Source organism: Streptomyces sp. NPDC015220 (assembly GCF_043079345.1).
In the GTDB taxonomy this organism is placed as follows: Bacteria; Actinomycetota; Actinomycetes; order Streptomycetales; family Streptomycetaceae; genus Streptomyces.
In genome coordinates, this window is the sequence record NZ_JBIBUK010000025.1 from 27418 (window position 1) to 42911 (window position 15494).

Here is a 15494-nt window from a genome sequence, read left to right on the forward strand (position 1 = left end):
CGCCCCCCCCCCCCCCCCCGCCCCCGCCGCCCCCCGTCGCGGGGTTTTCGGGGGGGGGGGGGGGGCCCCCCCCCCCGGGGGGGGGGGGGGGGGGGGGGGCCCCCCCCCCCCCCCGCCGATCGCCGTGCGCGCGCAGCGCTTACGCCTCGACCTTCTCCATGACGTCGTCGCTGACGTCGAAGTTCGCGAAGACGTTCTGCACGTCGTCGCTGTCCTCGAGCGCGTCGATCAGCTTGAAGATCTTCCTGGCGCCTTCCTCGTCCAGCTCGACCTGCATGGTCGGGACGAAGTTGGCGTCGGCGGAGTCGTAGTCGATGCCGGCGTCCTGGAGGGCGGTGCGGACCGCGACCAGGTCGGTGGCCTCGCTGAGCACCTCGAAGTTCTCGCCGAGGTCGTTGACCTCCTCGGCGCCGGCGTCCAGGACGGCGGCCAGGACGTCGTCCTCGGCCAGCTCGCCCTTGGGGACGATCACGACGCCCTTGCGGTTGAAGAGGTACGACACCGAGCCCGGGTCGGCCATGGAGCCGCCGTTGCGGGTCATGGCGACGCGGACGTCGGAGGCGGCGCGGTTGCGGTTGTCGGTGAGGCACTCGATGAGCACCGCGACGCCGTTCGGCCCGTAACCCTCGTACATGATGGTCTCGTAGTCGGCGCCGCCGGCCTCCAGGCCGCCGCCGCGCTTGATGGCCGAGTCGATGTTCTTGTTGGGCACCGACTGCTTCTTGGCCTTCTGCACCGCGTCGTAGAGCGTCGGGTTGCCGTCCAGGTCGACGCCGCCCATGCGAGCCGCGACCTCGATGTTCTTGATCAGCTTCGCGAAGAGCTTGCCGCGCTTGGCATCGATGACGGCCTTCTTGTGCTTCGTCGTGGCCCATTTAGAGTGGCCGGACATCTGCCTGTCTCCTTCGCGTAAACCCATCCTGTACGAACGCCCCCGGGCCGAAAGCAGCCGGGAGGTACCCCCGGAGATCCTACAAGGACTCCGCCGCCCGGTTCGCGCGCACCATGTCGACGAACAGGGAGTGAACACGGTGGTCCCCGGTCAGTTCCGGGTGGAACGACGTGGCCAGCGCGTTGCCCTGGCGGACCGCGACGATGTGGCCGTCGTGCTCGGCGAGCACCTCGACCCCGGCGCCGACGGACTCCACCCAGGGGGCGCGGATGAAGACGCCCTCCACAGGATGGCCCGGAACGCCCGCCACGTCCACGGCGGCCTCGAAGGACTCGTTCTGCCGGCCGAAGGCGTTGCGGCGCACGATCATGTCGATGCCGCCGATGGTCTCCTGGCCCGAGCGCGGGTCGAGGATCTTGTCGGCGAGCATGATCATGCCCGCGCAGGTGCCGTAGACGGGCATGCCGTCCCGCACACGGGCGCGCAGGGGGTCCATCACGCCGAAGAGGACGGCGAGCTTGGAGATGGTGGTGGACTCGCCGCCGGGCAGGACGATGCCGTCGACCTCGGCGAGTTCCTCGGGGCGCCGCACCGGCCTGGCCACGGCGTCGGCCGCGGCCAGGGCGATGAGGTGCTCCCGTACGTCGCCCTGGAGGGCCAGGACGCCGATGACAGGGGCTTCGTTGCTCATGAGGGCGATTACCAGCCGCGGTTGGCGTAGCGCTCGGTCTCGGGGAGGGTGTCGCAGTTGATGCCGACCATGGCCTCGCCGAGGTTGCGGGACGCTTCCGCGATGATCTTCGGGTCGTCGTAGAAGGTGGTCGCCTTGACGATGGCGGCGGCGCGCTTGGCCGGGTCGCCGGACTTGAAGATGCCGGAGCCGACGAAGACGCCCTCGGCGCCGAGCTGGCGCATCAGCGCGGCGTCGGCCGGGGTGGCCACACCGCCGGCCGAGAACAGGACCACCGGGAGCTTGCCGAGCTCGGCGACCTCCTTCACCAGCTCGTACGGGGCGCGCAGCTCCTTGGCGGCGGCGTACAGCTCGTGGTTGTCGAAGCCGCGCAGCTTGGCGATCTCGTTCTTGATCTGGCGCAGGTGGCGCACGGCCTCGACGACGTTGCCGGTGCCGGCCTCGCCCTTGGAGCGGATCATCGCGGCGCCCTCGGCGATGCGGCGCAGGGCCTCGCCGAGGTTGGTGGCGCCGCAGACGAAGGGGGTGGTGAAGGCCCACTTGTCGGAGTGGTTGACCTCGTCGGCCGGGGTGAGCACCTCGGACTCGTCGATGTAGTCGACGCCGAGCGACTGCAGGACCTGGGCCTCGACGAAGTGACCGATGCGGGACTTGGCCATGACCGGGATGGAGACGGCGTCGATGATGCCCTCGATCATGTCCGGGTCGGACATGCGGGCCACGCCGCCGTCCTTGCGGATGTCGGCGGGGACCCTCTCCAGGGCCATGACGGCGACGGCGCCCGCGTCCTCGGCGATCTTCGCCTGCTCCGGCGTGACGACGTCCATGATCACGCCGCCCTTGAGCTGCTCGGCCATGCCGCGCTTCACCCGGGCGGTGCCGGTCTCGGGGGTCTGGGCGGACTCGGAAAGCGTGGTGGACACGGGTGACCTCACTCGATGGAAAAGAGGCGGTTGATGCAGGACGAGGAAACGCGAATGGACCAGTCCACGGCAAGGGCCAATGGCCACCCGGTGGATCCTTTTCCGTCGCCCCTCCCTCTCCTCCCGGCTCTCCTCCCCCGCCTCCGTCCGCCGTCCGCCGTCCGCCGTCCTCGCCCGTGCCCTCGCCCGCGCGCCGGAACCGGTCCGGCACCGGTGCGCCGCCGACCGGCGCCGGACGGGCCCGGCGTCACGGGTTCCGGGACCCCCGTGCGGCGCGGACCGGGCCGCGGTGCGCGGCGTGCGAGGCGTCCGCGGCGAGGAACAGCCGGCGCGCGGTCGGCGTGGTGTGGCCGCGCAGCCGCGTTTCCACGGCTCCCGCGGCACCACGGCGATGTCCGCTGCCCCGGCGACGGTGCGGACCACGTCGCCCGCGCGGCCGGGCACGGGCCGCGAGCCGCGAGCCGCGTCCGGTGGCGGGGGCCGGCTGCCCGCGCACCGAGTCGACGGCGCCGAGCGGCGCACGTTCGCGGCGGCCCGCGGGCGGGGCCCCGGCCGTGCTCCCCCGGGGGCGCACTGCCCGCGAGGGCGCACCCGAGATCCGGCCGGATTCGGACGCGGGACCCTAGCCCCGGTCCACCAGGGCCGTCGGCGGCTCGTCGTCCATCTCGAAGGCCATGGGGAACGGGGCATGGCCGGCCAGCCGGAACCAGCGCACCTTGCGGTGCTCGCGCAGTCTGCGGACCGCGCCCACGGCGTCGTTGTGGAAGCGTCGGGCCATCGGCACCCGCCGCACGGCCTCGGTCAGCTCGCGCGCCGCCGCCTCTCCCCCGGGCGCCTCGCGGACCGCCTCCACCTGCTGCGCCTCGGCGAACACCGCCCGCAACGCCTGGCTCAGCTCGCTCTCGGCGACCTCGCGCTGGTCCTCCTCGGACTGCCGGGCGGCGTGCGCGGCCTCGTACAGCACGATCGAGGCGGCCGGGTCGAGCACCCCGGAGGTGGCCAGTTCCTGGGCCACGGAGGCGCGGCGCAGCAGCTGGGCGTCGAGCGCGGCGCGGGCGGCGTCGATCCGGGCGTGCAGCCGGTCCAGCCGTCCCGCCGTCCAGCTCAGGTACAGGCCGACGGCGACGAGCGCGACGAGGATCCAGATGAGCGTTGCGATCACGGGCGGCAAGGCTACCGGGGCGGCTCGGGGCGCCGGCCCCCAGGCGGCCCGCCGGGGTCAGTCGCGGGCCAGTCCCAGGCGCGCCCGCAGGCCGGTGGCACGGTCGTCGGCGGCGACGGCCGCCGCTCCGGCCGTCACGGTCTCGTACACGGACAGGATGTCCGCGCCGACGGTCGACCAGTCGAAGCGGCGCACGTGGGCGCTGCCGCGCCGACGCAGTTCGGTGCGGCGGGCGGGGTCGGCGAGCAGGCGCACGGCCGCGTCGGCGAGCGCGTCCGCGTCCTCGTTGGCGAACAGTTCGCCCGCCTTGCCCTGGTCGAGCACCTGCGCGAAGGCGTCCAGGTCGGAGGCGAGCACCGGAGCGCCGGCGGACATGGCCTCGACCAGGATGATGCCGAAGCTCTCGCCGCCGGTGTTCGGCGCCACGTAGAGGTCCACGCTGCGCAGGAAGCGCGCCTTGTCCTCGTCGCTGATCATGCCGAGGAACTCCACCCGCGAGCGCAGCTCCTTCGGCAGGCTCGCCACGGCCTCCTCCTCGTCGCCGCGGCCGGCGACCAGCAGCCGGGCCCGCGGGCGGGCGGCGAGGATCTTCGGCAGGGCTCCCATGAGCACCGGCAGGCCCTTGCGGGGCTCGTCGATGCGTCCCATGAAGCCGATCGTCTCGCCCTGCCACTCGGGCCGGGGCTCGGCCCGGGCGAAGAAGTCGACGTCCACGCCGTTGGGGATGACCACCGCGTCGCCGCCCAGGTGTTCGACGAGGGTGCGCCGGGCGTACTCGCTGACCGCGATCCGGGCGCTGATCTTCTCCAGGGCCGCCTGGAGGATGGCGTACGCGGCGACCATCGCCCGGGAGCGCGGGTTGGAGGTGTGGAAGGTGGCGACGATCGGGCCCTGTGCCGCCCAGCAGGCGAGCAGGCCCAGCGACGGCGAGGTCGGCTCGTGGATGTGGATCACGTCGAACCCGCCCTCGTGCAGCCAGCGCCGCACCCGGGCCGCCGACAGGAAGCCGAAGTTCAGCCGGGCCACCGAGCCGTTGTACGGGACCGGGACCGCGCGGCCGGCCGAGACGACGTACGGCGGCAGCGGGGTGTCGTCGTCGGCGGGGGCGAGGACGGACACCTCGTGGCCCAGGCCGGTGAAGTACTCCGCCAGGTCTCGGATGTGGAACTGGACGCCCCCGGGGACGTCCCAGGAGTAGGGGCAGACGATGCCGATCCTCACGCGGGCTCCTCGTCCCCGGGCCGGGGCTCCAGGTCCTCCAGCCACAGCCGCTGGAGCATGTGCCAGTCCTCCGGGTGGTCGGCGATCCCCGTGGCGAAGGCGTCGGCCAGCGCCTGTGTCATCACGGAGGTCCGCTCCACCTTCGTACCGGTCTCGGGCACCTCGACCGGGGCGTGGACGCGGCCCTGCATGACGGGCGAGTCGTCGTACCAGAGGGTGACGGGGAGCAGCAGGGCGCCGGTCTGCTGGGCGAGCAGGGCGGGGCCGGCCGGCATGCGCGCCGTCGCGCCGAAGAACTCCACCTCGACGCCGGAGGCGGACAGGTCGCGGTCGGCGACCAGGCAGACCAGGCCGCCCTCGCGCAGCCGCCGGGCCAGCGTGCCGAAGGCGGAGCCGCCGCTGTGCGGCAGGACCTCCATGCCCAGGCCCTGGCGGTAGGCGACGAACCGGTCGTAGAGCGTCTCCGGCTTCAAGCGCTCGGCGACCGTGGTGAACGGCGTCCGGAGCTCGGTGGTGACCCAGGCGCCGGCCAGGTCCCAGTTGGCGAGGTGGGGCAGGGCGAGGACGACGCCCCGGTCGGAGGCGAGGCCGTCGGTCAGGTGGTGCACGTCCTTGGGGGTGAAGCCGGCGCGGACCCGCTCGGGGCTCCAGGCGGGGAGCCGGAAGGACTCCATCCAGTAGCGCAGGTAGGACCGCATGCCCGCGCGGGACAGCTCGGCCAGCCGCTCGGGGGACGCGTCGGGCACCACGCGCGCGTAGTTGCGCTCCAGCCGCCGCACGCCCTTGCCGCGCCGCTGCCAGGCGAGGTCGGCGATGGTGCGGCCGAGGCGCACGGCGGCGGGCTCGGGGAGTTTCCTGACCGTGCTCCAGGCCAGCCCGTAGAGGGCGTCGGTGAGACGCTCCTGGGCGCTCACGTCGCCGCCCCGCTCCCCTGGTTCTCCTGCCGGGCGGCCTCCGCCTCCGCCTCCGCCGATTCGCGGCGCACGGTGACGACGCGCTGGACGAGCGTGACCAGGCTGCCGACGGCGACGATCCACAGGGCGACCGGCAGCAGGTACTGGATACCTGGCACACCGAACTTGTGCAGGCCCGCGAACCCGGCCGCGACCAGCGAGATCACCAGTCGCTCGGCGCGTTCGACCAGCCCGTTGACGGCGACCGGCAGCCCGATCGACTCGCCGCGCGCCTTGGTGTACGACACCACCTGGCCGCTGGCCAGACAGAAGATCGACACGGCGCACAGCAGGTTGTCGTCGCCGTTGCCCGCGTACCACAGGGCGAAGCCGCCGAAGATGGCGCCGTCGGCCACCCGGTCGAGGGTGGAGTCCAGGAAGGCGCCCCAGCGGCTGGAGCGGCCGAGCTGGCGGGCCATGTTGCCGTCGACGAGGTCGGAGAACACGAACAGCGTGATCACGACCGTGCCCCAGAAGAACTCTCCCCGGGGGTAGAAGACCAGTGCGCCCGCGACCACTCCGGCGGTGCCGATGAGCGTGACCGTGTCGGGACTCACGCCCCGGCGGATGAGAAACGCGGCGAACGGTGTGAGGACACGCGTGAAGAATGCACGCGCGTACTTGTTCAGCATGGCCTTCCCGACGGTCGGTGTCGCCGGGCGGCCCCTGGTGGTCCCCGGCTGGCCCATCGTAGCCACGCGTGCGCGTGCGCGACGTCCGGGCACCCGCGGCCCGGGCCGGCGGCAGCGGCTCCGGGCGTCCTCGGCACTCGTTCCCGCCGGGCCGCGGCGCCCGCCGGGAGGGTCGGCGCCGGCCGCCGGCCGGCGCCGCGGGCGGCGTCGGGCGACGGTGCGCGGACGCGGTCGGTGAACGGGGCCGGACGCCCCGGGGTCCTTCGTATGGACGCATCGTGACGGGAGTGGAAAGCTCGAAGGACCGCGGGCGTCGCAGGAGCCGCCAGTGCACGCGGTGCCGCGTGTCCGCGCCCACAGCGACCTCACCGTCAACGGGAGGCAGGACCATGGGCGACAAGGCGCACACACACCCCGGAGCCGCCGGCAGGGCAGTGGCGGCCGACCATCCCGCGTCCATACGGAATGTGGTGCTGGTCGGCCACTCCGGATCGGGCAAGACGACCTTGGTGGAGGCTCTCGCGCTGACCGCGGGAGCGGTGAACCGGGCGGGCCGCGTGGAGGACGGCGGCTGCGTCTCCGACTACGACGAGATCGAGCACCGACAGCAGCGCTCGGTGCAGCTCTCCCTGGTGCCCGTCGAGTGGGAGGGCATCAAGATCAACTTGCTGGACACCCCCGGCTACGCGGACTTCGTCGGGGAGCTCAGGGCCGGTCTGCGGGCGGCGGACGCGGCCCTCTTCGTCGTCTCGGCCTCCGACGGCGTGGACGGCTCGACCCGCATGGTGTGGGAGGAGTGCGCCGCCGTCGGCATGCCGCGGGCCATCGTGATCACCCACCTGGAGTCCGCGCGCGCGGACTACGAGGAGATGACACGGGTGTGCGCCGAGGCGTTCGGCGCGGACGACCCCGACGCGGTGCTGCCGCTCTACCTGCCCCTGCACGGCCCCGAGGGCCCCGACGGGCACGCGCCCGTGACCGGTCTGGTCGGACTGCTGACACGGAAGCTGTTCGACTACTCGACCGGCGAGCGCAAGGAGTCCGAGCCGGGCGAGGACGAGCTGCCGGAGATGGAGGAGGCGCGCAACCGGCTGATCGAGGGGATCATCGCCGAGAGCGAGGACGAGACGCTCATGGACCACTATCTCGGCGGTGAGCAGGTGGACCTCGACACGCTCGTCGGCGACCTGGAGCGGGCCGTCGCGCGCGGCTCCTTCTTCCCGGTGCTGGCCGCCGCCCCGGCGGCCGACGGCGCGAGGCAGGGCATCGGCACGGTCGAGTTGCTCGACCTGGTCGTCCGCGGCTTCCCGACCCCCCTGGAGCGGGAGACGCCCGGCGTCACCACGGTCGACGGCAAGCCGCGCGGGCTCACGGCGTGCGACCCGGACGGGCCGCTGGTCGCCGAGGTCGTCAAGACCTCCTCCGACCCCTACGTCGGCCGGGTCTCCCTGGTCCGGGTGTTCTCCGGCGCCCTGCGCCCCGACGAGACGGTGCACGTCTCCGGGCACGGACTGACCGACCGCGGCCACGAGGACCACGACGTCGACGAGCGCGTCGGCGCGCTGTCCACCCCGTTCGGCAAGCAGCAGCGCCCGGTGACGCACGCCGTCGCCGGCGATCTGGTCTCCGTGGCCAAGCTCACCCGTGCCGAGACCGGCGACACGCTCTCCGCCAAGGACGACCCGCTGCTGATGGCCCCGTGGGAGATGCCCGACCCGCTGCTGCCGCTGGCCATCCAGGCGCACAGCAAGGCGGACGAGGACAAGCTGTCCCAGGGCCTGTCCCGGCTGGTCGCGGAGGACCCGACGATGCGGCTGGAGCAGAACCAGGACACCCACCAGGTGGTGCTGTGGTGCCTGGGCGAGGCCCACGCCGACGTCGCACTGGAGCGGCTGCGCAGCCGGTACGGCGTCCAGGTCGACGTGGTGCCGCACCTGGTCCCCCTGCGGGAGACGTTCGCCGACAAATCGGCGGGGCGCGGCCGGCACGTCAAGCAGTCCGGCGGGCACGGGCAGTACGCCATCTGCGAGATCGAGGTGGAGCCGCTGCCGGGCGGCTCGGGCATCGAGTTCGTCGACAAGGTGGTCGGCGGAGCGGTGCCCCGGCAGTTCATCCCCTCGGTGGAGAAGGGCGTACGGGCCCAGGCCGCCAGGGGAGTCGCCGCCGGCCACCCGCTGATCGACGTGCGGATCACGCTCCTGGACGGCAAGGCGCACTCGGTGGACTCCTCCGACGCCGCGTTCCAGACGGCGGGCGCGCTGGCGCTGCGGGAGGCCGCGGCCGACGCGAGGATCCACCTGCTGGAACCGGTGGCCGAGGTGACCGTGCTGGTCGGCGACGACTACGTGGGCGCCGTGATGAGCGATCTGTCCGGGCGGCGCGGCCGGGTGGTGGGCACCGAGCAGGTGGCCGGCGGCCGCACGCTGGTCCGGGCCGAGGTGCCCGAGATCGAGATCGGCCGGTACGCGGTGGACCTGCGGTCCCTGTCGCACGGCACCGCCCGCTTCGACCGCCGCTACGTCCGGCACGAGCCGATGCCGCCGCAGGTCGCCGACCGGGTCCGGCAACAGGAGCGCGAGGCGTCGTAGTTGACGCGCCCGGCGCACAACAGGGCGGTCACGCAAGGGCGCGGAACACCTCGCTCCGAAAAGGTGGGCGGCTTCGGCCGTCCACCTCCGCACGTCGGCGGCGGCGGATACGCTGATGACCTGATCAACAGGTGTGCGGGGCAGGGAAGTCGGGAAGGCCGCAGGAGCAGAGGCGGCGGCAGTGGGGGCGGCAGTGACGGACGGATTCGATTTCAGTCCAGGGGCGCAGGTGCCCCTGTCGGGCTCGGCGGGACAGACGGCGGCGACGAACGCGCTGGCCGCGGCCGCCTACCGGGACGATGAAGTGACCAAGATCAAGGACGCCGACAACGAGTGGCACCAGTCCACCGTCACGTCACCGCGCCCGTGGGCGAAGATCTTCCGCCCCAAGTTCGGTGAGGCGTACGCCCGCGCGGTGATCGACCGCATGCTGGGCGCCGGACGCAAGCCGCTCATCCAGTCCTTCGGACTGGAGCCCCAGGTCGTCGTGGAGCACTGCCTGGCGGCCCACCGCATCCGCCGGGAACGCGACAACTGGCTCAGCGCCGTCACGGTGCTGTGCGGGGTGCTCTTCCTGCCCGGCCTGCTGGTGTGGCTGCTGGTGTTCACGCTGCGCACCACCGTGAGCAAGCGTGAGGACAAGCGGGCCGGCGCCATGGGCACGGCCCTGCTGGTCGCCATGGCCGCGCTCGCCGTGCTCTTCCTGGTCAAGATGCCGTTCCACGGCTTCTGGGCGTGGTACTCGCGGGCCGCGATCGTCATGCCGGTGATCGGCTGGTTCTGGGCCAAGCAGATCTGCGAGCGCACCGCGCGGGACCTCAGGGAACGCTGGGAGGGCCTGCTGTCCGGCGGCGGCGTCGGGGCGAAGATCCCCGAGGCGGTGCCCGGCAACCCCGGTGACGCGGCCGAGCAGGTCCGCAAGGAACTCGCCCGGCTCGGCGCCGAGCAGCGATCCAACTCGGTCTTCTACGCCGGGCCCAAGGGCATACTCGGCATGGGCACCCGGTGGGGCAGCTGGCAACTGGCCGAGGATCTGGTCTCGGACACACCGGGCAAGGACTTCCATCCGTTCCGCAGCTGGGACGTGATCACCGCGATCCAGGGCGGGCTGGCGATGCTGGAGCGCACGCCCATCAACACCGGGGGCTTCCCCAAGCCGTCGATCACGCACTGGATCGTCACGCCGATCGGGGAGAACGCCAAGGAGGTCTCCCGGCCCTCCGGCACCGACGTGGACGCGTACACGGTCAAGACGCACGCCATACAGGACATCTGCAACAAGCAGCAGTTCGGCAGCGGCGACCGGCACTACCTCGGCGTGCAGTGGACCCTGTGGGACGGCCACCTGGTGATCACCATGCTCATCACGGTGACGGTGCTGCACGACACACTGCGCATCGAGGTCACCGGTCACGCCCTGGGCCCGGTCAACCCCCTGTTCAACGAGAAGCCCGCGGCCAAGGAGAAGGAGGTGCAGAAGGCGTTCAGGTTCTGGGAGACCCGCAAGGTGAAGCTGCCCCTGATCGACCCCGACGAGGTGGTGCGGCTGGCCGCTCGCGCACCCCTGACCTGGTATCCGCCGCTGCTGAACTGGCTCGGCGGCAGCCTCGGCCTGCCCGAGCCGTTCGGCCTCAGGCACTCCTGGGCCGACCAGCCCTGGCGGCACCGCTTCATGGCCGACGACGCGCTGCGCGCCGCCACGCCGGTGCTGCGGGTGGTGCACGCGGCGGCGCTGAAGACGCTCAAGGAGAACGGCGTGAACGTGGAGAAGTTCGGCGCCCGCTCGGCGGGCCTGAGCGGCGGGGTGCAGGAAGTGACGCCGAAGAAGGCCGACGTCTACGACGCGTGAAGCGGCGCGCCCGGCCGTGCCGTCACGCCGGCCAGGCCTCCGCGAGCATCTTCCGGGTGTCGGCCAGCAGCTGGGGCAGCACCCGGGTGTGGCCGACCACCGGCATGAAGTTCGTGTCGCCGCCCCAGCGGGGCACGATGTGCTGGTGCAGGTGGGCGGCGATGCCCGCGCCCGCGACCGAGCCCTGGTTCATGCCGATGTTGAAGCCCTGCGCGCCGGAGGCCGCGCGCAGCGCCCGCATGGCCTGCTTGGTCAGCTCCCCCAGCTCGGCGGTCTCCGCGGCGGTGAGGTCGGTGTAGTCGGCGACGTGCCGGTACGGCACGGTCATCAGGTGGCCGCCGTTGTACGGGTAGAGGTTGAGCACCGCGTACACCTGCTCGCCCCGCTTGACGATCAGGCCGTCCTCGTCCGACTTGGCCGGGATCGCGCAGAAGGGGCAGCCGTCGCCGGCCCCTGGGCCGGTCGGCTTGTTCTCGCCCTGGATGTAGGCCATCCGATGGGGCGTCCACAGGCGCTGGAACGCGTCCTGCGTCCCCACTCCGATCTGCTGCTCCGGCTCACTCGTCATGCCAGTCAGCATATGGCTTCGGGCCCGGGCACAGGGCAGGGCCCCCGGTGCCCGAAGATCACCGGGGGCCCTGCCCGCTGCCGTACGGCCGCCGTGGGAGCTCAGACCTGCGTGCGCTCCTCGACGACCTTCGCGATCTTCGCGATGGCCTCGTCGAACGGGATGCCGTTCTCCTGGGAGCCGTCGCGGTAGCGGAAGGAGACGGCGTTGTTCGCCATGTCCTCGTCGCCGGCGATGACCATGAAGGGCACCTTCTGCTTCTGCGCGTTGCGGATCTTCTTCTGCATCCGGTCGGAGGAGGAGTCGACCTCCACCCGCAGGCGCTGCTTCTTCGCCTCGGCGGCGAACTTCTGGAGGTACTCCACGTGCGCGTCGCCGATCGGGATGCCGATCGCCTGGACCGGGGCCAGCCACGCCGGGAACGCGCCCGCGTAGTGCTCCAGCAGCACGGCGAAGAACCGCTCGATGGAGCCGAACAGCGCACGGTGGATCATGACCGGCCGCTGCTTGGAGCCGTCGGCGGCGGTGTACTCCAGGTTGAAGCGCTCCGGCAGGTTGAAGTCGAGCTGGACCGTCGACATCTGCCAGGTGCGGCCGATCGCGTCCTTGACCTGCACGGAGATCTTCGGGCCGTAGAAGGCCGCGCCGCCCGGGTCCGGGACGAGCTCCAGGCCCTGCTTCTCGCCGACCTGGCGCAGGGTCTCGGTGGCCTCCTCCCAGACCTCGTCGGAGCCGACGAACTTCTCCGGGTCCTTGGTGGACAGCTCCAGGTAGAAGTCGGTCAGGCCGTAGTCGCGCAGCAGGTTCAGGACGAAGGTGAGCGTCTTGTCGAGCTCCTCGGCCATCTGCTCGCGGGTGCAGTAGATGTGCGCGTCGTCCTGCGTGAAGCCGCGCGAGCGGGTCAGGCCGTGCACGACGCCCGACTTCTCGTACCGGTACACGGTCCCGAACTCGAACAGGCGCAGCGGCAGTTCGCGGTAGGACCGGCCGCGCGCGTCGAAGATCAGGTTGTGCATCGGGCAGTTCATGGGCTTGAGGTAGTAGTCCACGCCCTCGTCGAGCTGCATGGGCGGGTACATGCCGTCGGCGTACCAGTCCAGGTGGCCCGAGGTCTCGAAGAGCTTCCCCTTGGTGGCGTGCGGGGTGTAGACGAACTCGTAGCCCTCCTCCTCGTGGCGGCGGCGCGAGTAGTCCTCCATGACCCGGCGGACGATGCCGCCCTTGGGGTGGAAGACGGCGAGGCCGGAGCCGATCTGGTCGGAGATGGAGAACAGGTCCAGCTCGTTGCCCAGCTTGCGGTGGTCGCGCTTCTCCGCCTCGGCGAGGAAGTCGAGGTACTGCTTCAGCTCGTCCTTGGAGGGCCAGGCGGTGCCGTAGATGCGCTGGAGCATCGGGTTCTTCTCGCTGCCGCGCCAGTAGGCGGCCGCGTTGCGCATCAGCTTGAACGCCGGGATGAGGCGGGTCGAGGGCAGGTGGGGACCGCGGCAGAGGTCCTTCCAGCACAGCTCGCCGGTCTTGGCGTCCAGGTTGTCGTAGATCGTCAGCTCGCCGGCGCCGACCTCGACGTCCGCGCCGTCGTCGTGCGACGCGGAGCCCTTGAGGCCGATCAGTTCCAGCTTGTAGGGCTCGTCGGCCAGTTCCTCGCGGGCCTGCTCGTCGGTGACCACCCGGCGGGAGAACTTCTGCCCCCGCTTCTGGATCTCCTGCATCTTCTTCTCGATGGCCTTGAGGTCATCGGGGTGGAAGGGCCTGTCGACGTCGAAGTCGTAGTAGAAGCCGTCCCTGACCGGCGGGCCGATGCCCAGCTTGGCCTCGGGGAACAGCTCCTGCACGGCCTGCGCCATCACGTGCGCGGTGGAGTGGCGCAGGATGTTCAGGCCGTCCTCGGAGGTGATCTCGACACCTTCGACGATCTCGCCGTCCCGGACCTCGTGGGCGAGGTCCTTGAGCTCGCCGCCGACGCGCGCGGCGACGATCGAGCGCTCGCCGGCGAAGAGGTCGGCGGCCGTAGTGCCCGTCGTCACCGTGCGCTCTTCCCGCTCGGAATCGCGTTGGATGATCACACGGACGTCTGACACCGGTCTCTCCTGACTGCAGGTGGGCTGCGGCGCCATACCGGGAGCGCGCGCATGACGGGATCGTACCGACCTCGGCCCGCCGACCGCGAAACGGTTACCGTCGGTCCTCCCCCGGACACTCCCGGCCGAAGAAGTCCGGGTCTCCCGGCTCCTCCCGCAGCCACTTCATCAGACGGTCCCGTTCCTCGTCGTCCACCCGCACGGGTGCGACCTCGCAGGCTCCCGTCAGCCGGCGGAAACCGCCGCGGCTCTCCAGCCGGCCGAGCACCCGCACCGGCAGGCCGACGAGGTGGGCGTGCCCCGCGGTCCGGTAGTCCTCCTCGTCCAGGGCCACGCGGACGTACGGCACCTCGGCGCCCGAGATCACCCGCAGCCGCACCGTGCCCTCGCCGTGCGGCTGCGCCCTGCGCATACGGACCACGGCGCCGGTGATCCGCGCGGGCACGGACGGCTCGGCGCGCAGGTAGCGGGCGCCCGCCTCGCGCAGCACCGGCAGGTCGCCGGGCGAGAACTCGACGGCCCCGGCGGCGCAGTCGGCGGGGACACCGGCGGCGGGCGCCCAGTCGACCGCGATCCGGGCGCCCTCGGTGCCGCGCACGAGTGCCACCAGGGCCTCGGTGAGCTCCCGGCTGGCGCCGGCCCGGACGGCGCCGTCGAAGGCGTCCATGGCGCCGGTGGCCCGCCGGTAGTCGACGGCCTCGCGCACGGCGTACAGGGACTGGTGGAGGCGTACGGCGAGCGGCCGGCCGGAGGCGACCGGCACGAGGGCGCTCAGGCCGCACCCGCCGGCGGCGGAGCCGACCAGGACGTGCTCCAGAAAGGCGGCGGCCGAGCGCCGGTGCCGGGCGCCGTGGTAGCCGGCCCGCGCGCGGGTGGCGAGCGCGGCGGCGAGCAGCGTCTGCCGGGCGGCGGAGCGCAGCCGCTCCTCGGCCGTCCAGGACCCGGTGCCGGCCGGCCCGCCCGGCACGTCCCGCCACCAGTGGATCTCGTCGCTGGGCACGGCGAGCGCGACCAGCACTTCGCGGGCGGCGGACGTGCCACTGCGGGCGAGGGCGTCGAGCGCCTCGCCGAGCAGGTCGTCGCTGTCGGGGAAGGCGCGGCTCTCGGGTACCAGCAGGCTGGTCGCGGGGCCTGCGGGGCCGGGCGGGGTCCAGCGGCCGTAGCGCCCCGCCGCGCCGCCTCGGCGCTGCCAGCCGTGCCGGCGCAGCAGGGCGCCGAGCACGGCCGGGTCGACGTCGGCGGGGAGCGGCGGGCGGCTCCAGGGGACGTCGACGGGGTGCGGCCGGACCTGCCGGAGCGGTTCGCCGAGGGGGCGGTGGGCCGGTTCGCCGAGGGGGCGGTGCGTCATGGTCTGCCTCCCGTCCCGACCCGCGTCATGATCTCGCACAGGGCCCGGTCGTCGAAGATGCGCGAGGTCGGTATCCGCACGGTGGTGCGGTGCCGGCCGGTGATCGGGTGGCCGGCGAGGTTGATCCAGTAGCAGCAGTGCCTGAGGTCGAGCCGGTCGTGTCCGGCCCGCAGCCACTGCTCCTGGGAGCGGGGCACGATCATCACGACGAGGATCCTGTGCACCGAGACCGGGGTGCGGGCGAGCTTCGCCAGGTGGGCGTTGTCGAGGGTGAAGGAGAAGAACCGGCCCGGCGGGTCGGGCGGTATCTGGTAGGTGCACTTCAGCTGCACCTTGATGGTCACCTCGTCGTCGACCGTGTGCCCGGGCGCGCTGTGGCTGACGTGCCAGTCGATGCCGTTGTCCGGAAAGGGCTGGGACAGCGAGCAGCCCGCCGCCGCCGCGACCGCGTGCAGATAGCCCACCTGCAGTGTCTCCATGCAGGCGGTGACGGCGAGGGTGCCGCGCGGGGGGCCCGCACGCTCGGGCAGCAGCCCGCCCCGCTCGGGCTGCGCAACCGCCATGGCCAACAGCTCCCCACACCGAGTGA

General features: G+C 72.4%; 13 protein-coding genes. 2 read left to right on the top strand and 11 right to left on the bottom strand.

What is annotated here, in order from left to right; all coding sequences use genetic code 11:
• Positions 1-139: 139 nt before the first annotated feature.
• The 7 genes from ACF061_RS32840 to pgsA form a co-directional block, all read right to left on the bottom strand.
• Positions 140-892 (bottom strand): YebC/PmpR family DNA-binding transcriptional regulator, encoded by a 753-nt coding sequence (locus tag ACF061_RS32840; protein WP_392270653.1) that lies wholly within the window; start codon positions 890-892, stop codon positions 140-142.
• 79 nt (positions 893-971) lie between these two features.
• Entirely contained in the window at positions 972-1583 is a 612-nt protein-coding gene (pdxT, locus tag ACF061_RS32845) for a pyridoxal 5'-phosphate synthase glutaminase subunit PdxT (protein ID WP_392270654.1), read from the bottom strand.
• Positions 1584-1591: 8 nt separating this feature from the next.
• Complete coding sequence (pdxS, locus tag ACF061_RS32850; RefSeq protein WP_392270655.1) at positions 1592-2506, bottom strand: pyridoxal 5'-phosphate synthase lyase subunit PdxS; 915 nt, start codon at positions 2504-2506, stop codon at positions 1592-1594.
• Between the two features lie 622 nt (positions 2507-3128).
• Entirely contained in the window at positions 3129-3668 is a 540-nt protein-coding gene (locus ACF061_RS32855; RefSeq protein WP_392270656.1) for a hypothetical protein, read from the bottom strand.
• A 57-nt stretch (positions 3669-3725) separates the two neighbouring features.
• Positions 3726-4889 (bottom strand): glycosyltransferase family 4 protein, encoded by a 1164-nt coding sequence (locus ACF061_RS32860; protein ID WP_392270657.1) that lies wholly within the window; start codon positions 4887-4889, stop codon positions 3726-3728.
• The gene (locus ACF061_RS32865) at positions 4886-5803 is read right to left on the bottom strand and encodes a phosphatidylinositol mannoside acyltransferase (protein ID WP_392270658.1); all 918 of its coding nucleotides are present in this window, start codon (positions 5801-5803) and stop codon (positions 4886-4888) included. Before ACF061_RS32865 ends, ACF061_RS32860 begins: the two co-directional genes overlap by 4 nt.
• On the bottom strand, positions 5800-6531 hold the full coding sequence (gene pgsA, locus ACF061_RS32870; RefSeq protein WP_392270659.1) for a phosphatidylinositol phosphate synthase: 732 nt from the start codon (positions 6529-6531) through the stop codon (positions 5800-5802). The genes ACF061_RS32865 and pgsA overlap by 4 nt, the downstream gene beginning before the upstream one ends.
• A 332-nt stretch (positions 6532-6863) precedes the next feature.
• On the opposite strand from pgsA, the gene ACF061_RS32875 reads away from it, so the two are divergent.
• Complete coding sequence (locus tag ACF061_RS32875) at positions 6864-9062, top strand: elongation factor G-like protein EF-G2 (protein ID WP_392270660.1); 2199 nt, start codon at positions 6864-6866, stop codon at positions 9060-9062.
• 193 nt (positions 9063-9255) lie between these two features.
• A complete protein-coding gene (locus tag ACF061_RS32880; protein ID WP_392270661.1) occupies positions 9256-10911 on the top strand; it encodes a hypothetical protein in 1656 nt (551 codons plus the stop codon).
• A gap of 22 nt (positions 10912-10933) precedes the next feature.
• On the opposite strand, the gene ACF061_RS32885 is transcribed toward ACF061_RS32880, so the two are convergent.
• From ACF061_RS32885 to ACF061_RS32900, 4 genes are all read right to left on the bottom strand, one after another.
• Positions 10934-11491: an HIT family protein gene (locus ACF061_RS32885; RefSeq protein ID WP_392270662.1), complete on the bottom strand. Its 558-nt coding sequence runs from the start codon at positions 11489-11491 to the stop codon at positions 10934-10936.
• Between the two features lie 89 nt (positions 11492-11580).
• Entirely contained in the window at positions 11581-13557 is a 1977-nt protein-coding gene (gene thrS / locus ACF061_RS32890; protein ID WP_392270663.1) for a threonine--tRNA ligase, read from the bottom strand.
• A 94-nt stretch (positions 13558-13651) separates the two neighbouring features.
• Positions 13652-14905, bottom strand: a complete 1254-nt coding sequence (locus ACF061_RS32895; RefSeq protein WP_392270664.1) for a hypothetical protein — start codon at positions 14903-14905, stop codon at positions 13652-13654.
• Positions 14902-15468, bottom strand: coding sequence for a DUF4365 domain-containing protein (locus tag ACF061_RS32900; RefSeq protein WP_392270665.1), 567 nt, complete (start codon positions 15466-15468; stop codon positions 14902-14904). The genes ACF061_RS32895 and ACF061_RS32900 overlap by 4 nt, the downstream gene beginning before the upstream one ends.
• Between the last annotated feature and the right edge of the window lie 26 nt (positions 15469-15494).